The organism is Streptococcus parasanguinis, assembly GCF_016648925.1.
In the GTDB taxonomy this organism is placed as follows: domain Bacteria; phylum Bacillota; class Bacilli; order Lactobacillales; family Streptococcaceae; genus Streptococcus.
The window spans coordinates 63821-82809 of the sequence record NZ_JACLQX010000009.1 but is presented as its reverse complement, the minus strand read 5'-3'; the positions used below and the strand labels follow the sequence as shown (position 1 = coordinate 82809).

The window sequence follows — 18989 nt, the reverse complement described above, 5'->3', positions numbered from 1 at the left end:
TAAAAGCTGATGAAATCAGCGTAGTAGAGCCCACTCAACCACTGCGTCTTGCTCGACAATCCAAAAATAATTGAGAGACTAGGACTTTTGTCCCAGCCTCTTTTTATTTATTACACTCTCTTTTCCATCTTGTTCCTCCATTTCCTAAAAATTTCCTGACCATTTTTTTAGGAGGGAATTATTTTAAATCACTAATTGTTGTGAGGTTTTCACAAAATCTTGCCAGTGCCCGTCATTCATAAACTTATAAAATTTTTGTACACTTTTCGTTATCTGTACAAAAATGAGAATTGTTGTCTAATTTATTCTTTTGGAGTATAATGCTCTTTGTTAGTGTCGTGAAATTATTTAACCTATAAATTATTTTAACGTCAAATAAATAAGAATAAATTTATACAACTACAGAAAGGAACATATGGTACGCCAAAGACAAACAACAACCAAGTCAGACTTACGAAATGCGCTCTCAAAACTCCTCTTGCAACAACCTTTTGAAAGCATCACTATTCGACAATTAACTGAAACCGCTGGGATTAACCGCGGGACCTTCTACTTGCACTATGTCGATAAATACGATATGTTTGAGCAAATGAAAATGGACATGATGCAAGAATTGGATAGCCTCTTCGTTGAAGGAAGCCCTGTCAAGGTAAACTTTCTCAATGTCTTGACTGCTATTAAAGAGAATTATGATTTTATTTATGCATTGTCCCAATCCTGCTGCTCAGACTTCCGTAAACTAATAAGAAGTTTTACCCTCCATGCATTAGACGATACTCCCCATGCGAAAGAACACATCATTTCAGACTTTCAAGTTCCATACAAGTATGGGCTAGAAATTTTCATCGCTACAATCGAATCTGTGATTGTGACCTGGTTAGAATCTGGTGCCAAGGAAGAGCCAATCGAAATCGGGACGATCATTCTTAGCGTCTGCGACTTTGCTAACTGGAACTAAATTCCCCAACCTTTTCCTTCCTTTATGGAGAAGGTTTTTCTTTTTGGCAAATAAACAACATTCAGATCACCTTGTCCAACTTGTTTGTAGAAAGCAAAAAGGCAGGATCCTAACATCCTACTTTTAGAATGTAGACAAATTACTTTAAAGTAAAATAAGTTAAGCGATTTTGCAAAAAAAAATAAAAATGAGTTCCAATTTTTAAATCGATTCAAGAAAATACCGAAACTTTCCGCTGTGAGAAAAGTGCCTGAAACAATAACATTTCAGGCACTCGGGAGTTTTGAGACCCTAGGCTCAAAACTAAGTCTTGGAACTTCGAAGAAGTTCGCTGACGTCCGTACTCACCTAAGGAAAGTTTTTTATATGACTTTGTCTTCAATCTGAAGGCAGGATCTTAACATCCTGCTTTTTCTTTATTTTTTCTTTGCCAACATGGTTGCAAATCGAAGTTGAATCCGATGGCCATTCTCATCTCGACGATGGAGATGGCCAGGATTTTCATTGTATTTGACCAATTCCCAATCCTTGTAATACTCCGCCAATTCTCCTTCTTTAAAGGTGAACGAGAAGGGCATCTGGCAAGGATAATCTTCCGTATCCATAGCACAGACAATGAGATTGTAACCACCTGGATTGGTATGCTCTTGCATATTGCGGATAATCGCTGGAATCCGATCAGCCTCTAAAAACATGAGGACCACAGTCGATATGATGAAGTCATAGTTTTGGGTAAGAGCTGCAGCATTGATATCATAGAGTCCCACTGGCATCTCTAGATCTTCCTCAGCGACAATACTTTGTAAGATCTCAAGAGCCAGTTCATTTTGATCCACTGCTGTCACGTCAAAGCCATGTTGGGCCAAAAAGAGGGCGTTGCGGCCTTGCCCGCATCCTAGATCCAGCGCCTTTCCAGCTGGGACAATTCCCACTGCTTCTAGCACTTCTGAATGGACAGGATTGGTGTTGTATTTTTTGGGGAAATAGTCTTTTGGCTCACAGTAAAATTCTAGGTACCACTCCACATCGTCAGTCGCCGCTTCGACACGATGCCAGGCCTGGGGCTCGGCCATGGGGTTCTCTGCTCCTGCTTCAAAGAGGTGGCTCGCAATTTCTTCCCCCTCTTCGGTCAATTCAATAAATCGTAACTGACCTTTTAGAACCGTAATCTTCCCCCAGGTTCCTACCTTGGTATTGTGCTTTCTTTGAAGAGCTTCTGGCATGGTATCCTTGGTCCAGATAGGCATGCGCTTGTAAGCAATCAATTTTTGTGTCATGCTGCTTCTCCTTTTTCTTTCTGTACCCTTATCATACAGAAAAAAATTCCTTTTTACAAGTTGGAAAAAGGAGAGCCCATCTCCAAGAAAAAAGACAGTTCTGAAACTTGTTTCAGAACTGCCTTTTTAGTTTAACGTGTATTGTATTGTTTCATGACCCGTGCGATGTCCCGGTTTTGTTCCCGACGCTTGATGGATTCACGCTTGTCATAATCATGTTTCCCTTTAGCGAGTCCCAAAAGCAATTTGGCATAGCCGTCCTTGAGATAGACCTTCAAAGGCACCAAGGTCATTCCGGTCCCTTTGGTGTCTTGGTCCAGCTTTTGGATTTGCTTTTTATGAAGAAGGAGCTTGCGACGACGGTCTGGGTCTTGGTTCCAGATATTCCCTTCCTCATAAGGGGCAATGTGGACATTGCTAAGCCAAACTTCGCCATTTTTTACTTGTGCAAAGCCATCTTTCAAGTTAATGCGTGCCGCACGGACACTTTTGATCTCTGTCCCCGTCAGCACCATCCCTGCTTCAATCGTATCCACGATGGTGTAGTCATGTCTCGCCTTTTTATTTTGCGCGACTACCTTTCCTTCGCCCTTTGCCATGTTTGGCTCCTTTCTTTGCTACTTCCTTGTAAAATGGTTTCTTCCCTTTTTTCTTTTTGGATTTAGAGGAAGAATCTTTCCGCTTGTCATCTTTTCTAGCGGTTGATCCCTTAGAAACTTTTTTGTCCTTGCGTCTGCGATCTCTACGATTGCCATCTCGGTCACGTCCTTTAGACTTGAGACCTTTTTCGACGACATCCCATTCACTTGGAATATAAGAGAAATCAATCTCTCCTGTCATCTTGTCGGCTCTTTCTACCTTGATCCGGATTTGCTGACCGACACGGAAGGTCACTCCTGATTTTTCTCCGCGAAGGGTTAGATCCCGTTCATTAAAATAGTAGAATTCAGGGAGATTGGTAATATGGATCAAGCCTTCAACCGTATTTGGCAACTCCACAAAGAGGCCAAATTTTACCACACTGGAAACCACGGCATCATACTCTTCCCCAACAAAGTCTTCCATGTATTCAGCCTTCTTCATGGCTTCTACTTCGCGCTCCGCATCAATAGCTCGGCGTTCCCGACTAGAGGATTGGCTGGCAATGTCTGGAAGGACTTGTTCAAAGTGTTCAGCCATTTCTTGAGATTTCCCGTATTCGCGCACCATTCGATGAACCATCAGGTCCGGATACCGACGGATGGGACTGGTAAAGTGGGTATAATACTCAGCAGCAAGCCCATAGTGGCCATGGTTGTGTTCTGAGTAGCGAGCCTGTTGCATCGAGCGCAACAACATCATTGAAAGGACATCTGCATACGGTTCTCCTTCTACCTTGCGCATAATTTCTTGCAGGGCTTCTTGGCTCATCTCACTAGCCGTTCCGTAGATCTGGATCCCAAAGCTAGAAGCATAATCGATAAACTTCTGTACTTTTTCTGCTTTTGGATCTTCGTGGATCCGGTAGATGAACGGCAGTTTCAGTCGCGTAAAGTGCTCCGCCACTGTTTCATTGGCAATCAGCATAAAGGACTCGATCATCCGCTCGGCAATTCCTCTTTGGCGAAGGACAATATCGACCGGTTTTCCTTCTTTATTGACCAGAATTTTAGCTTCATTGGTATCAAAATTGAGGGCTCCGCGACGAATCCGCATGCTCTCTAAAATACCATGCAAGGTGGCCATTTGATGAATACTTGGGACAATTTTCTTAAAGGTTTGAGCCTTTTCTTCGTCGCCTGCTAAGATATCATTGACGTCGCTATAGGTCATTCGGAAGGTTGTATTGATCACTGTTTGGGTAATGGTATGCTTGACGACCTTGCCATGTGGATCAATCTCCATGATGGCAGACTGGGTCAGGCGGTCCACATTCGGATTCAAAGAACAGATCCCATTGGAGAGACGCTCTGGCAACATGGGTACAACTCGGTCGGTCACATAGACAGAAGTCGCCCGATTTAGAGCTTCCTTGTCGAGTGCTGAACCTTCCTTAACGTAATAAGAAACATCTGCGATGTGAACACCCAGCTCAAAGTTGCCGTTCTTGAGTAGCTTGATATGGACCGCATCGTCCAAGTCTTTGGCATCTGCCCCATCAATCGTAAAGGTAATCTCCTCTCGCAGATCCAATCGCCCCTCTAAATCCTTTTTAGACGGTGCATCTGGAACCTGTTCAGCCTCTTTCAGCACTTCTTCTGGAAATTCTGAGACAATGTCCATGGATTCTAACACTTCCAAGACATCGATTCCTGGATCTGTTACATGACCGACCACATCCCGCACGGTTGCCACAAAATAATTGTGCTTGCGGCTCGGGTATTGATCTATTTCGACCTTGAGGATTTCGGTCCCTTCCAATTGGATGGCTGGCTTCTTCACATAGATCAACTGGCTGATCTTTTGATTTTTCGAACGAATGTAGCCGGCATATTTAGGTTTTTCCTCATCCAGAACGATTTGTCCAACCACCGTTTTGATGCTATGCTCCAGAACATCAATAATTTTGGCTTCTGCTGCCGTTCCCTTGTTTCGGTCTGCTACCTTGGTAATGACGATCTCAACGGTGTCCCCATCGATAGCGTGGTTAACATCATTTCGGCCAACAAAGAGGTCCTCTTCTTCACCTTCTAAACTGACAAAGCCAAAGCCATTCTTATGGGCATGAAAGATCCCCTTGAGCGTAATGGCTGGGGCCTTCTTTTGAGCCAAACGAAGAGAGCCATCATCTTCGAATTTCAACTCATGACGGCGTTCCATCAGCGAGATGGTTTTGACCAAGTCACGGAAATCCTTAGACCCTTCTTTTCCTAGAGCTGCTGCCAGATCATTGATCTGGGCCTTGTCATGCTCTTGTAAATATTCTTTAATACTTGTTTTCATTGATTTATTTGCTGGTTATCCAGCCTCCTTTTTTCTATCTACTTGTGTCTTTGTTTTACAAAATAAAAATAGGCAAAGACATTGTCTGAGCCTATCTTATCTACTAGAAAGTACCATTAAGATCATCGCGATCAATAACCAAAAGAAGATCATAATAGCTGTTAAACGCTGCATCACGGCTTCAAACCCGCGCGCTTTTGAACGTTCAAACAAGTCATTTGAACTTGCGTCAAAGACGTTGCTCGATTGGTTTTTTGTTGGTTGCATAAAAATTGCGATAATAATCAATACTGATAATACTAGTAAAATAGTTGTTAATGCTCCGCTCATATTCAAAACTCCTTAAAATCTTCACTATTATACCATGAAAATCATTTTGATTCAATATGTAAGGTTACTTTTCTTTCCTTGGGACAATACTTCAAGACCTCGATCTTTTCGGGATGGGTTTTGGTATTTTTACTGGTCAAATAATTCTGACTCCCACAGCTGGTGCAGGTCAATTGAACTTTAATTCGCACGTACGTCTCTCACTTTCAAATACTTTCTAAATAAGAACAAGAGGAACATCAAATCGGTAAAAGCCAAAAGGGCTGTACCGTAAAATACCCAATGATAGCCAAAATGCATGAAAATACTCGATCCCATCATTGGCCCTAATACACCACCTAAGTAATAAAAGAGCTGGTTGTAGCTAAAGATCCGAGAAATCCCTTCAGGAGGGGTTAAACGATTCAATAATGCAGAAACTCCAGGTAGTAGGGCTCCTGTCCCGATCCCAAAGAGGAAGCGTAAAATCCCTAATTGAAGGGGTGATTGCGCTTGGGCACAAAGGATATAGAGACAGCCACTATAAAGAAGGGCGATTAATAAGAGCCGGTGATTCCCGATTCGGTCTCCGAGTTTTCCCATCCAACCTGAAAAGAGCATACTAGAGACTCCCATAGCCGAAACAATCATCCCCGATACAAAGATCAGGTTATCTCTTTGTCCCAAAGCCCGCACATAAAGAGGTAGGATCGGAGAAATAGATTGGGCGATCATTTGAATGGTCATACTGGTCAAAAAGAGGCCCAAGAGGATATCTTTTTGCTGAATGGACATGAGCAACTCCCAGCTGGATTTTTGTTCTTCTTTTGGAAGGGGCTCATAGTCTTCCTCAATGCCCCAGAAGGTTAAGAGGGAAACCAAAAATAAGAAGAAGCCGACCAAGAGAAAGACATTGCGCATTCCCAGATTTTCAGCAATGAGTCCCCCAATCAAAGGTCCCATCAAGGTTCCAGCTACGACACCGGTCGACAAGGTCCCTAGGGCATAGCCGGATTGGTCCTTGGGAACTTGGCTGGCAATCAAGGCTGTACTATTAGGGACAAAGCCTGAAAAGACCCCATTGAGCAAGCGTAGGACCAAGAGCCAAAAGACCGACGGGACAAAGGCAATGCCGCCCATGGTCAGCGTCATGGCAATGGAGGCTCTAAGCATCATGGGTTTTCGACCATAGCGGTCGGCTAAGCTCCCCCAGATGGGAGACATGATCGCAGAGGTCACAGAAGAACTCGCGACGGCTATCCCAGCATAAAAGGGAACAGCCTTGCCCGTAACACCCAACTCTTCCACAAAGAGGGCCATAAAAGGAACGACTAAAGAAAGGCTGGCTCCGATGAAAAAGCACCCGATCCAGGCAATATATAGATTTTTACGCCAATTGATTTCTCTTGTGATAAAATCATCTTCTTTCTAATTGTTTTAGGGCTGCATCTAATTGGGCATAGAGGGCCGTTAGATCGCCATTATTGTCTAAGACCAGATCTGCATGGGCTCTTTTTTCATCTAGCGGCATTTGAGACGCGATGCGTTCTTGGGCCTGCAGTTCTGATAAGTGGTTGCGTTCCATCAGGCGCTTGAGCTGGGTTTCTTTTGATACAGCTACCAACCAGACAGATTCAAACCAATCTTCATAGCCTTGCTCGATTAAGAGAGGAATATCCATAAAAAAGAGATCGGATTGTGCAGCTTGTCTGTCTCTTACCTCAGCTAGAGCCTCACGAATAAGCCTTCCTTGGACGCGATTGGACCAGTTTCTTTCACTAGGATTTGAAAAGATCCGCTGACCCAACGCGACGCGGTCCAGCTCTCCTTCTTTGGTAAGGATCTCTCTCCCAAAATGATCTACTAAGACACGGTAGAGAGCTCCTCCTGGTGCCTGCAAGTCATGGACCACTCGATCAGCATCAATGACAGAATACCCTTTTTCTTTCAAATAGGAGGTGACAGTGGACTTTCCTGAAGCAATCCCTCCTGTTAATCCGATGATTCTTGCCATCTAGTTCTCCTTTTGGCAGTGGGGGCAAAAATGGGTTCCGCGTCCCCCCAGCTGGATTTTCTCAATCGGTGTCCCGCAACGCAAACAAGGCTGGCCTGTTTTCCCATAGACCTGGTGTTCTTCCTGCATGGTGCCATCTTCTCCAAAAGCATTGCTGTAGGAGCGAATGGTGGAGCCACCCTTTTCAACAGCTTGAGCAAGCACAGCAATCGTTTCTTTGCGGATTGCTTTAACTTCTCTAGCAGTCAAGCTTTGACCCAAACGGGCTGGATGAACCTTGGCTCGATAAAGGACCTCATCCACATAGATATTGCCCAGACCAGCCACTAATTTTTGGTCTAAAAGAGCTGATTTAATGGGTTTCTTTGATTTTTTAAGAGATGCTTGGAAGGCTGGTTCTTTAAAATCCACTTCCGTCGGCTCTGGACCAATTTTTTTCGCCAAAAAATAGCTGTCGACAAGCTCAGGTATGAGGACTTCCATGGTCCCAAACTTGCGGACATCTTCATAGACCAGAGTGCTACCATCTGTAAAATGAAAGAAGACATGGGCATGCTTGCGAAGAGGAACCTCGTCTGGATAAAAGAAATACTTGCCTTCCATCCGCAAATGCGAGATGAGGACCAGATCCGTCAGATAAAATAAAAGGTATTTCCCACGGCGCCCCATGGCCCGAATTTCTTGACCTGGAAGATCTTGACGAAAAGTATCCAGATCCGTCTGAATCATCTTTGGATACTTTACTTCCACGGACTGGATGGTTTTCCCAAGAATTAATTTCTCAAGACCGCGTCGAACCGTCTCTACTTCTGGTAATTCAGGCATAGAACTCCTTTCAAAAACAAGAAGCAGGCCTTCTGCCCACCTCTTCTTAATATTCTTTTTCGTTGTATCCGAAATCAGCTAGGTCTAATTTCTTATCCCGCCAATTTTTCTTGACCTTAACCCAAGTTTCTAGGAAGACCTTATCCCCCAGCATGAGTTCGATATCCTTGCGTGCAAGGGTTCCGATCTTCTTGAGCATGGCGCCGCCTTTTCCGATGACAATCCCTTTTTGGCTATCGCGCTCGACCATGATGGTTGCTCGGATATGGACTTTATCTGTCTCTTCATCCCGCTTCATAGAATCCACCACTACGGCAACAGAGTGGGGAATTTCTTCCCGCGTCAAGTGCAAGACCTTTTCACGGATCATTTCAGAGACCAAGAAGCGCTCTGGGTGGTCAGTGATTTGGTCAGCAGGGAAATATTGAAAACCTTCTTCTAAGTTTTCACTTAAAATATCAATCAAACGCGAAACATTGTTTCCTTGAAGGGCTGAAATCGGCACGATTTCCTTGAAATCCATCTGACTACGGAAGTCATCGATTTGCGCCAAGAGTTGGTCAGGGTGCACCTTGTCGATCTTGTTGACCACCAGAATAACCGGCACCTTAGCAGCCTTGAGGCGCTCGATGATCATGTCATCGCCCTTCCCACGTGGCTCATCTGCTGGCACCATAAAGAGAACGGTATCCACTTCTCGAAGGGTACTATAGGCCGACTCCACCATGAAGTCTCCAAGCGCTGTCTTGGGTTTGTGAATCCCTGGGGTATCGATAAAGACGATCTGTTCCTTATCCGTCGTATAAATCCCCATAATCTTATTGCGCGTTGTCTGCGCTTTGTCACTCATGATGGCAATTTTTTGCCCCATGACGTGGTTCAAAAAAGTTGACTTCCCAACATTGGGACGTCCTAAAATGGCTACAAAACCTGATTTAAATGTCATATTATCCTTTCACGAGGGCATACTCCCTCTTATCCAAATACCAAGGCCCAGAATTTGGGCACAAAAATCACCAGTCCTGTTAGTAGGGCAAAACCTGATACGACAAGGACTGCTCCAGCCGCCATGTCTTTGGCATTCTTTGCCAACATGGAGAAATGGTAGTTACTCGCTAAATCCACCACATTTTCAATGGCTGAATTCATAATTTCAAAAGCAATCACCAAGGTGATACTGAGCAATAAAAAGAGCCACTCTGTCGCAGAAATCCTAAACACCAAACCAGCAAGAATTGCTGCAAGGGCTGATAAGGCATGCTTGCGCATATTGCGCTCTTCCTTGATCGAAGTAAAAATTCCTGTTATCGCAAACTCCAGGCTTGAAGTGAAGTCCCGATTTTTCCATTTTCGCTTATTGTCTTGTGAGTCCATAGGCTGTCAAAATCTCTTCCTGTAAGCCAAACATTTCCTTTTCTTCCTCCGGCGTATAGTGATCATAGCCATTGATGTGAAGAAAACCATGCACTGCTAAAAATCCCATTTCGCGCTCAAAGCTGTGGCCATATTCTTCGGCTTGCTCACGCGCTTTGTCAATTGAAATAAAGAGCTCACCAATATAGGTATCGAATTCAGCCATCATCTCTGCCAATTCTGGATTTTCTGCAAGGTCTTCCTCATCAAAAGAAATCTCCATCTCTGGCTTGTATTCTAAACTGATGACATCCGTCGGACGATCCGTATCACGGTATTCAAGATTTAGTTCATGACTGCGTTCATTGGTTACAAAAGTCACAGCCATTTCCTTGTCTTCTTTCCCAATTTTTTGAGCAGCAAATTCTAAAATTTCTTGCGTTTGTTTTAAGATTTCGTCAGAGACTTGACCAGTCTCATCTACCATTTCAATATACATCTGGATCACCTCACTATTATCACTTTATTATATCACAAAAACCAGCCTATATACTAGATACAGGCTGGTTTTCAATCTTTTTCTTTGCAGGACAATCTTACACAACTGTTTGCTGGATGGCATTCATCTGGGCATAGATCCCGCCTTGTGCAACCAGTTCTTCATGTCTACCACGTTCCACAATGCGTCCTTCGGATAAGACTAAGATCTGATCCGCATCTTGGATAGTGGACAAGCGATGGGCAATGATAAAGGTGGTCCGGCCCTTTTGCAGGACTGCCATAGCTTGTTGGATGATTTCTTCTGTTTCCGTATCGATGTGAGAGGTAGCCTCATCCAAAATCAGAATTTGCGGATTCATATAGAGCGTCCGCGCAAAGGAAATCAATTGGCGCTCGCCACTTGAAAAGGCGGATCCTTTTTCTACGACTGGATGGTCGATTCCCTTTTCAAGGCGCTCTACAAAGGGCCAAGCTCCGACTTTTTTCAAGGCATCTTTGACCGCATCCCGATCAATGTGATCCTGACTCATGGCCACATTACTAGCAATGGTTCCTGTAAATAGATAAGGATCCTGCAGGACAATCCCCATATAGCTTCGTAGGCTCTCACGAGAGACTTGGCGAATATCTTGACCATCGATCAAAATCGCTCCTTCTTGAGGATCATAAAAACGATAGAGCAGGTTCATAATCGAAGACTTACCCGATCCAGTATGACCCACAAGAGCGACGGTTTGCCCAGGACTTGCTTGAAAGGCAATATCCCGCAGAACTGGCTTGCCTTCTTCATAGGCAAATTGAACGTCGTCAAACACGACTTCTGCCTTTTCTATCTTCAGTTCCAATGCACCATCAGCCTCTAACGGTTGGTCTAAGAAAGCAAGGACGCGGCTCCCCGTTTCTAAGGATCGCCGAATATTTGGGAATTGACGACTAAGATTGGCCATGAGATCAAATAGATTAATCACATAGTTAATATTGATAAATAAGAAACCAGCCGTCACACCGATATTACCCTGTAGGAAAGAAATCCCAGCGATAGTCAAAATGCCTGCAATCACTAAAAACTTGAGCAATTCTGTCAAGGTCCAAGAAGCAATAGAATCGGCTAAGAGGATTCGATCATTGGCTCCTAACATCTTCTGAGTAGTGGCTTCAAACTCATCCACCACACCAGGCTCTTGATGATAGAGTTGAATCATACTGGCACCATGCAAGAGTTCATTGACCTGGGTATTGACCTCGCTTCGCGCATCAAAGAAATCCTTCATAGGCTGGTCCGTAATGACCTTGTAGAGATACTGGATCCCATAGAAAATCGGAAAGACCAAACACAAGAGAAGGCCCATCATAGGACTCAGGTAAAAGAGAATCCCTAGGATAAAGAGGAAACGCACCAAGTAGATGACTAAAATCATACAAGAGTTATAAAACTGGGTCCGCAAGGTCTCCGTATCATTGACAATTCTTGTCGCGATCTTCCCAGCCGGCTTATCATCAAAATAAGAAATAGGCAGTCCTTGCATGACTTGAAAGGCTTGGTCTCTCAGACTAGCGGTTACTTGATTACTTCCATGCAGTAAGATCCGATTGCCCATGTAGCTAATCAGCTGCCCCAGGCTCAAGACCAAGAGATAGAATCTTCCCATCTGAAGCAAGTCCCCTTGTCCGCCACCGTGGGTCAGTGCGGTCAAAGGCCCATCGATCATCTTTTGGAGAAGAAAGGGTGACAATTCAGAAAAAATGGTGGCTAGTAAGAGGCAAATAAAGCCAGCAAGAAAGACAGTTGGATAAAGCGTGATCCTCGATAATAATCGTTTCAATACTTTCATCTTATTCTCCTTCCTGTTTTTGTTGCCGTTGGTATTGTTCATAATACCAGCCCTCTTGAGCTAATAAATCACTAGCCCTACCTTCTTCTACAATACGACCTTGATCCAAGACGATGATCCAATCCGCCTGATGAACAGCAGACAAGCGATGAGAAACAATGATGGTCGTCTTGTCTTTTCGTTCCTTTTGAATCGTGTCAATAATGGCCTGTTCAGTCTTAGCATCTACTGCCGAAAGGGAATCATCTAACAGCAAGAGCTCAGCATCTCTTAAGAATGCACGCGCCAGGGAGATCCGTTGTTTTTGACCACCTGATACAGAGACCCCTTTCTCACCGATCAGGGTGTCCATTCCCTGAGACATCCGTTCGAGATCATCCGCAAAAGCAGCTTGGGCTACTGCTTCCACCAAGTCTTCTTGGCTGGCTCCTTTTTTACCAAGCGCTATATTCTCACGGATAGACTTGGAGAATAAAATATGTTCTTGGGAAACATAGCCAATTTTTTCTTCGATGGAGTGTCGGTTGTAATCCACGATCGGTTGCTGGTTGACCAAGAATTCTCCCTCACCAACTGGGTACTGCCGCAAGAATTGTCGAACCAGGGTAGTCTTTCCTGCACCGGTACGACCAACAATTCCAACCGTCTGTCCTTTCTGAATGGTCCAATCAATGCCTGACAGGCTCTTTCGCTCAGCACCAGGATAGCTGAAAGAATAGTCCTTAAACTGCACCAAATCAATCTGCTCTAAGTAGTGAGGACCATCTGGCTCCAGATCATCTGTCTCATCAATCACTTCTTTTAATTTTTTATAGGACATTTGACCTGTCTGGTAGACCAAGATCAGGTCCGCCATCATCCACATAGGCTCAATTAAAAAGACCAAATACAGCTGTAAAGCCAATAACTTACCAAGGCTCAACTGCCCGCTTGCCAGGGACTGGCCTCCAAATAGCAGGAGCAAGACCGTCGAGAATCCAATAAACAACAGGGCTAAAGGTCCAAAAGAATACTGGATAGAGGCAATTTTATCCCCCGTTTTGGATAGACTGGCCGTTTTTTTCTGAAACTGTTTGACCTGCTGGTCCCGTCTACTATAGGCCCGCATGACCCGAATTCCTTCGATGGACTCCAAGACTTCATCATTCAACTGAGCGACCGCTTCCCGGTTTTGCTCAACATACTCCTCCTGCTTTCTACTCAAAAAATAGGTAGAGACGACGAGGAAGATCATGGGAATAAAGGAAATCAAGGTTAATTGCCAAGAAATGAAAAACATGGTCGGAATAATAAAGGCAAACAAGCCACCGCCAAACAGGAGCACCATCATCCCGTAACCAGCCATATCGGCCATCCCATCCACATCTGTCGTAAAGCGCGTCAAGAGATCTCCTGAACGGAATTTCTCAAAAAAGGGACGCCGCATAGCTACTAACTTACGAAACGCTTGTCCCTGAAGGGTCGCCTTGAAATGGACTGACGACTGAAAAAGTCGCAACTGCCAATAAAAAGCCGTCAGGTAATTGAGGATGGCTGATCCTACCAAGAGGACCATATCCCATACAAAATTGGACTGTGTCAGCGTCTGCTGACTCAAATGATCCACTAAACGCTGGATGACTTGCGTCGGGATCAATAAGGTGTAATCATAAAGAATCAGGACCATAGCGATCTTCACATATCGCCACTTGCGCTCCCTGATATACTCCCAAATAGCTCTGATCATATATTCTCCTTTTCAAAATGGCACAGAAAAACCCAAGCAAGGAGCTGAGAGCAGTCTCAGTCCACACTTGGGCCTTCTGATGCCTATCACCAATTCAGTTAAGGCAGGTAAAAATGCATACAAAAAACCCAAGACAAACTCCTCCATCTTGGGTTCCATTTATAGTTTACATCGAACTCAACTGAGATTGGAGAAGGTGTGTATTCAATTGTGTCATCAAAACATCTACTTTGTTCATGATGGTTTTCTCCTTTCTCTTTGTTGTTCTAACTTTACCACGTATTTCCTTGCTTGTCAACGTTTTTTTGAAAATTGTTGAAAAAAGCGGACTTTTGAAGATGGACTCGCAAAAAAAGAAGCCTAGATCCTCTCTAAGCTTCTCTCTTCTGCTATGCTAGTTGCCGGGATTGAACCGGCGACCTCATCCTTACCATGGATGCGCTCTACCGACTGAGCTAAACCAGCAGTACCTATCTACTATATCATGGAGATAGGTCTTTTGTCAATATCCTGACTCATTTTTCTGCCAAATATTCTTCCTTAGTGAGGACATAATGAACTCTCGTCACCATTCTCCCTTCTTTATGCAAGTCTAGCATCGCGTAGGGCTCCTCGTGAGAATATTTCATCCCTGATTTGGCCATCACCCGTCCAGAAGCTGGGTTGTCCTGATCATGAACAGCAATGAGCTTGTTCATCCCTAATTGTTCAAAAGCCAGGGCAATGACTGCCTTGGTAGCCTCTGTCGCAAGACCCTGGTTCCAATAGTCTTTATTCAGAACATAGCCGATACTCCCCTTCTTCAGACAAAGATCCAAATCCAGTAAATCAATCGTCCCGATAAATTTTCCATTTTCTTTGAGCTCGATCCCCCATTTTCCAAGTGGGCTCGCTAGGTAAAAGAGGGCAATATTATTACGCGTCTCTTCAAGACTATGATTGGTTGCAAAGGTATAGCGCGTAACTGTCTCATCAGAAGCATACTCAAACATAGCTGGTGCATCATCAAGAGTGACCGGACGCAAGTGCAAACGCTCTGTCTCCACTTCACGATAAGCCGCTAACTTCACATATAAATTTTCCATTTGACACTCCTTCTTTAGGAATTAGTTTAGCAAATAACATAAAGTAAGGCAAGCTCAAATTTTTCTTGCTTTTTAACCCACTTTTCTATACAATAAAATCAATCAAAACAATCGGATAAGGAGTGAAAAGGTCATTGAGTCAAGAGAGCAATCTTACACCAATGGCCTTTTTACACCTAAATCTGAGCAAGGAGGCAAGAATGCTTATTGGTATTCCTAAAGAAATTAAAAACAACGAAAATCGTGTTGGTTTGACACCTGCAGGGGTACACAGCTTGGTAGGCAAAGGTCACCAAGTTTTGGTGGAAACCAATGCCGGACTCGGTTCTGGCTTTGCAGATGAAGATTACGTTAAACAAGGGGCAACTATCGTTGCTACTGCTGCAGAAGCTTGGGCAGCTGAATTAGTGGTTAAAGTGAAAGAACCTCTTGCCGAAGAATATGGCTTCCTTCGTGAAGACCTCTTGCTCTTCACTTACTTGCACATGGCTGCAGCTCCTGAATTAGCAGATGCTATGGTCGCGGCTAAGACAACTGGGGTAGCCTATGAAACTGTACGGGACCTAGATGGACAATTGCCACTCTTGGTACCAATGAGTGAGGTTGCTGGACGCATGGCGGTGCAAATCGGGGCTCACTTCTTGACCAAACAAGAAGGAGGATCAGGCGTCCTCCTAGGTGGTGTACCTGGTGTTCCTAAAGGGAAAGTCACCATCATCGGTGGTGGGGTCGTTGGAACCCATGCGGCCCGTATCGCTCTTGGACTCGGTGCACAAGTTACCATCTTGGATATCAGTGCCAAACGTTTGTCCGTTCTGGAAGATGTCTTCGGTCACCAAATCCAAACCCTCATGTCTAATCCATTTAATATTGAAGCCAGTGTCCGTGATGCTGATGTTGTCATTGGGGCTGTCTTGATTCCTGGTGCTAAAGCTCCTAAATTAGTGACAGACGATATGGTTAAACAAATGCGTCCAGGTTCTGTCATCGTCGACGTAGCCGTTGACCAAGGTGGCGTTATCGAAACAGCAGACCGTGTGACAACACATACGGAGCCAGTTTACGAAAAACATGGCGTGCTCCACTATGCCGTTGCCAATATCCCAGGGGCTGTCGCTCGTACCTCTACTATCGCCCTTACCAATGTGACCCTTCCTTATGTCGAATCCCTAGCTGACAATGGCTTCCACAAGGCCATTGCCCTCGACGAAGGCTTGCGAGAAGGGGTCACCACTTACCAAGGTCACATCACTAGCCAACCCGTTGCTACCGGTTTAGAGCGTGACTTCTCACCAATTGATGAATTGGTTTAATTTCTAACATAAAAAAGGCAAAGATCTGATGATCTTTGCCTTTTCTTTTATTCTTCTTCTTCCACATCCGGTTTTTCTTTGAGGACTGGATTTGGGATGGGCTCGTAGGCCCGGATAATTTCTGCTACTACAGGATGGCGAACAACATCCTTGGCAGAGAAATGCACAAAGTCAATTTGAGAAATGTTCTTCAATTTCTCCTGGGCATCAATCAAGCCGGATTTGACATTTCGCGGAAGGTCGATCTGGCTGGTATCTCCATTGACAATCATCTTAGAGTTAAAACCAAGACGGGTCAAAAACATCTTCATCTGCATGATGGTGGTATTTTGCGCTTCATCGAGGATGACAAAGGCATCGTCCAAGGTCCGCCCCCGCATATAAGCCAAAGGCGCAATCTCGATAATCTCCCGCTCCATCATCCGAGTGGTTTGGTCTTTCCCTAAAATCTGGTAAAGAGCATCATAGACCGGACGTAGATAAGGGTCTACTTTTTCTTTAAGATCCCCTGGTAGGAAACCAAGGCTCTCTCCAGCTTCTACAGCAGGACGGGTCAAAATGATCCGCTTGACCTGACCACGCTTGAGGGCAGTCACGGCCAAAGTCACTGCTAGGAAGGTTTTCCCAGTCCCCGCTGGTCCAATCCCAAAAGTGACATCATGGTTCTTGACACTATCGACATAGATCTTTTGACCAAGCGTTTTAACCCGAATGGGCTTGCCGTAACTATCCTTAATAATCTCTTCTTCATAGAGAGCGATGAACTTATCCAATTCCCCATTTCTCACCATGGTAATGGCGGTCACCACATCTGGCGTACCAATGGTCATACCACGGTTAACGAGGACCAAAAGAGCCTGGATGACTTGACGAACCTGCTCGCAGGTTTCTTCTTCCCCAATGATTTGGACGATTTCTGTCCGGGCATGAATAGTTACCCCAAATTCTTGCTCCATCAAACGGAGATGGCGTTCGTTAGATCCAAACAAATGAAAGAGATCGTCTGGATGCGTTAATGTAATTTCAACTGAATGTTCTTGCAAATAAAGAACCTCTCTACCTGTATTTTTCTATTATTATAACAAAGAGGCCGAGAAAAAACCATCCTCGACCTATCCTTCTCTAGTGGGCTTGGTATTCTTCCCAAATCGCATCAAAATCGCCAAGATTAAAGGAAAAGCTGGCATGCTCTTCTAGATAGCGACTGACCTCGTCGAAGTCATCTGTATGCTTGGGAAAAGCAGACTCGTGAAATGCAAGATCTGCTAGAATGGCCTTAGGAGCATTGCTTTTAGGATTGCGCTCCGTCATCAGCCAAGTATAAAACGATTTTCGCATAAGCCTCCTCTTAGATCAACTCTGTTCCAAATTGGTCTTGCTTGATTTTTTTGGCCTTCATCAAACCACCCAAAGCCTTTTTGAACTGACCTTTTGAAATCCCAAAAGTTGCCTTGATCTCTTCTGGAGAGGACTTATCATTCAGGGTCATAAAGCCTCCATTGGCTTCCAAATAGGTCAAAATCATTTGAGCATCGTTTTCCAACATCTCAAAGGAGCGTGGCTTCAAAGATAGATTCAAGGTCCGGTCCACCTCACGAAAACCAATAACACGAGCATTTAAGACCTCTCCCAAACGAGGTTCTGCATAGCGCTCACTTGGGTGGATAAAGCCCAGCATATTGTTCTCTGGAAGGTAAACAAAGGTTCCAGACAATTTCAAGCGGTAGACAATGGCTGGCCAGTTTTGGTTTTGCATATTGTTGTAGGCTGGACGAGCCAAACGCTGGAAATCTTCCTGGTAGGCTAAGATCCCCCAAATCCGATCTTTCTTATCGACTTCTAAACGAATATAGAGACGATCGCCCTTTTTAGGCCATAGATCTTTGATCTCCGGTAGGATATCTAGTGAGACAACAATCTGCTTATCTGGAAGCCCTGTGTCCACAAAGACTCCCAAATCCTTGCGCACTTCCGTGACCGTTCCCCAGCCAAAGCTTTCTTGAGTTGCAGTGACTTCAAGTGTCGTGAGTCGGAGCTTTTGCTTCATATCCGTATAGGCAAAGCCCTTGACACTTTCTCCGACTTGATGGGGGCCTTCTGCTTTATCAAGCGCGTAGGTCTGACCATCTTTTTGAACAAAATAGAAGTGATCATTTTCATCAATGACCATTCCCATGATGTAGCTTGCTAGATTCGTATTCATGTTTCCTTCTTTCCTCTTGCCTCTTCACAAGAATAATGGAAATAAAACCCAGCCAGCAGTGCCAACTGAGTCTTTCTTTCCTGTAATGGTTGGGATGGATTAAACTTCCATCAATTCTTTTTCTTTGTGAGCTGTCATTTCATCTACATGCTTAACAGCGTCATCCGTAACTTTTTGAATCTCTTTTTCAAGACCTTTCAATTCATCTTCTGTGATTTCTTTTGCTTTTTCTTGTTTCTTCGCTTCATCCATAGCATCACGACGGATGTTACGGATCGCTACTTTAGCATTTTCACCCACTTTTTTCACTTCTTTTGCCAAGTCACGACGAGTTTCTTCTGTCAAAGCTGGGATGACCAAGCGGATAACAGATCCATCGTTGGCTGGAGTGATGCCAAGGTCAGAAGCATTGATGCTGTGCTCGATGTCTTTCAAAGATGATTTATCAAATGGTGTGATCAACAAGACACGCGCTTCTGGAATCGTGATAGATGCCAATTGGTTCAAAGGAGTCTCTACTCCGTAGTATTCTACGAAAATACGATCCAAAAGACTTGCATTTGCACGTCCAGCACGGATGCTACCAAATTCACGTCCCAAACTTTGGTGAGACTGGGTCATTCTTTCTTTTGCTTTTTCTACGATTGGGTTTGCCATAATCTTCCTCTATT

At 44.3% G+C, this 18989-nt stretch carries 20 protein-coding genes and 1 tRNA gene; 2 read left to right on the top strand and 19 right to left on the bottom strand.

The window, feature by feature from the left end; translation table 11 throughout:
• Positions 1–415: 415 nt before the first annotated feature.
• On the top strand, positions 416–958 hold the full coding sequence (locus tag H7T97_RS04865; protein ID WP_003008179.1) for a TetR/AcrR family transcriptional regulator: 543 nt from the start codon (positions 416–418) through the stop codon (positions 956–958).
• Positions 959–1374: 416 nt separating this feature from the next.
• Here H7T97_RS04865 and tehB read toward each other — a convergent pair whose 3' ends face one another.
• The 15 genes from tehB to H7T97_RS04790 form a co-directional block, all read right to left on the bottom strand.
• Positions 1375–2235, bottom strand: coding sequence for an SAM-dependent methyltransferase TehB (gene tehB, locus H7T97_RS04860; RefSeq protein WP_045759711.1), 861 nt, complete (start codon positions 2233–2235; stop codon positions 1375–1377).
• Between the two features lie 131 nt (positions 2236–2366).
• Positions 2367–2834: an SsrA-binding protein SmpB gene (smpB, locus tag H7T97_RS04855; protein WP_003005443.1), complete on the bottom strand. Its 468-nt coding sequence runs from the start codon at positions 2832–2834 to the stop codon at positions 2367–2369.
• Positions 2797–5157 carry a ribonuclease R gene (gene rnr / locus H7T97_RS04850; RefSeq protein ID WP_201089583.1) on the bottom strand — a complete coding sequence of 787 codons (2361 nt, stop codon included), beginning with the start codon at positions 5155–5157 and terminating at the stop codon, positions 2797–2799. The genes smpB and rnr overlap by 38 nt, the downstream gene beginning before the upstream one ends.
• A gap of 96 nt (positions 5158–5253) precedes the next feature.
• On the bottom strand, positions 5254–5487 hold the full coding sequence (gene secG / locus H7T97_RS04845; protein WP_003008189.1) for a preprotein translocase subunit SecG: 234 nt from the start codon (positions 5485–5487) through the stop codon (positions 5254–5256).
• 41 nt (positions 5488–5528) lie between these two features.
• Positions 5529–5678: a 50S ribosomal protein L33 gene (rpmG, locus tag H7T97_RS04840; RefSeq protein ID WP_003005699.1), complete on the bottom strand. Its 150-nt coding sequence runs from the start codon at positions 5676–5678 to the stop codon at positions 5529–5531.
• Positions 5668–6867, bottom strand: a complete 1200-nt coding sequence (locus H7T97_RS04835; protein WP_311638419.1) for a multidrug efflux MFS transporter — start codon at positions 6865–6867, stop codon at positions 5668–5670. Before H7T97_RS04835 ends, rpmG begins: the two co-directional genes overlap by 11 nt.
• 16 nt (positions 6868–6883) lie before the next feature.
• The gene (gene coaE / locus H7T97_RS04830) at positions 6884–7480 is read right to left on the bottom strand and encodes a dephospho-CoA kinase (RefSeq protein ID WP_201089582.1); all 597 of its coding nucleotides are present in this window, start codon (positions 7478–7480) and stop codon (positions 6884–6886) included.
• The gene (gene mutM / locus H7T97_RS04825) at positions 7481–8305 is read right to left on the bottom strand and encodes a DNA-formamidopyrimidine glycosylase (protein WP_201089580.1); all 825 of its coding nucleotides are present in this window, start codon (positions 8303–8305) and stop codon (positions 7481–7483) included.
• A 46-nt stretch (positions 8306–8351) separates the two neighbouring features.
• Positions 8352–9251, bottom strand: coding sequence for a GTPase Era (gene era / locus H7T97_RS04820; RefSeq protein WP_003004993.1), 900 nt, complete (start codon positions 9249–9251; stop codon positions 8352–8354).
• A 29-nt stretch (positions 9252–9280) separates the two neighbouring features.
• Positions 9281–9679 (bottom strand): diacylglycerol kinase family protein, encoded by a 399-nt coding sequence (locus H7T97_RS04815; RefSeq protein ID WP_021153635.1) that lies wholly within the window; start codon positions 9677–9679, stop codon positions 9281–9283.
• On the bottom strand, positions 9660–10157 hold the full coding sequence (gene ybeY, locus H7T97_RS04810) for an rRNA maturation RNase YbeY (RefSeq protein WP_003005431.1): 498 nt from the start codon (positions 10155–10157) through the stop codon (positions 9660–9662). Before ybeY ends, H7T97_RS04815 begins: the two co-directional genes overlap by 20 nt.
• A 97-nt stretch (positions 10158–10254) precedes the next feature.
• Entirely contained in the window at positions 10255–11991 is a 1737-nt protein-coding gene (gene tetB(46) / locus H7T97_RS04805; protein WP_201089578.1) for a tetracycline efflux ABC transporter Tet(46) subunit B, read from the bottom strand.
• A gap of 1 nt (position 11992) precedes the next feature.
• The gene (tetA(46), locus tag H7T97_RS04800) at positions 11993–13717 is read right to left on the bottom strand and encodes a tetracycline efflux ABC transporter Tet(46) subunit A (protein ID WP_070845975.1); all 1725 of its coding nucleotides are present in this window, start codon (positions 13715–13717) and stop codon (positions 11993–11995) included.
• A gap of 392 nt (positions 13718–14109) precedes the next feature.
• Positions 14110–14182 (bottom strand) — tRNA-Thr (locus H7T97_RS04795).
• A 50-nt stretch (positions 14183–14232) separates the two neighbouring features.
• Positions 14233–14802: a GNAT family N-acetyltransferase gene (locus tag H7T97_RS04790; protein ID WP_201089576.1), complete on the bottom strand. Its 570-nt coding sequence runs from the start codon at positions 14800–14802 to the stop codon at positions 14233–14235.
• A gap of 200 nt (positions 14803–15002) precedes the next feature.
• Between H7T97_RS04790 and ald the strand changes: the two genes are divergently transcribed.
• Positions 15003–16115: an alanine dehydrogenase gene (gene ald / locus H7T97_RS04785; RefSeq protein WP_201089574.1), complete on the top strand. Its 1113-nt coding sequence runs from the start codon at positions 15003–15005 to the stop codon at positions 16113–16115.
• 47 nt (positions 16116–16162) lie between these two features.
• On the opposite strand, the gene H7T97_RS04780 is transcribed toward ald, so the two are convergent.
• The 4 genes from H7T97_RS04780 to frr all read right to left on the bottom strand — a co-directional run bounded on the left by H7T97_RS04780 (position 16163) and on the right by frr (position 18975).
• The gene (locus H7T97_RS04780) at positions 16163–17158 is read right to left on the bottom strand and encodes a PhoH family protein (protein WP_049490841.1); all 996 of its coding nucleotides are present in this window, start codon (positions 17156–17158) and stop codon (positions 16163–16165) included.
• Positions 17159–17237: 79 nt separating this feature from the next.
• A complete protein-coding gene (locus H7T97_RS04775) occupies positions 17238–17453 on the bottom strand; it encodes a YozE family protein (RefSeq protein WP_003005127.1) in 216 nt (71 codons plus the stop codon).
• Positions 17454–17463: 10 nt separating this feature from the next.
• Positions 17464–18318: an RNA-binding virulence regulatory protein CvfB gene (gene cvfB, locus H7T97_RS04770; RefSeq protein WP_003005366.1), complete on the bottom strand. Its 855-nt coding sequence runs from the start codon at positions 18316–18318 to the stop codon at positions 17464–17466.
• A 99-nt stretch (positions 18319–18417) separates the two neighbouring features.
• Entirely contained in the window at positions 18418–18975 is a 558-nt protein-coding gene (gene frr / locus H7T97_RS04765) for a ribosome recycling factor (RefSeq protein WP_003005165.1), read from the bottom strand.
• Between the last annotated feature and the right edge of the window lie 14 nt (positions 18976–18989).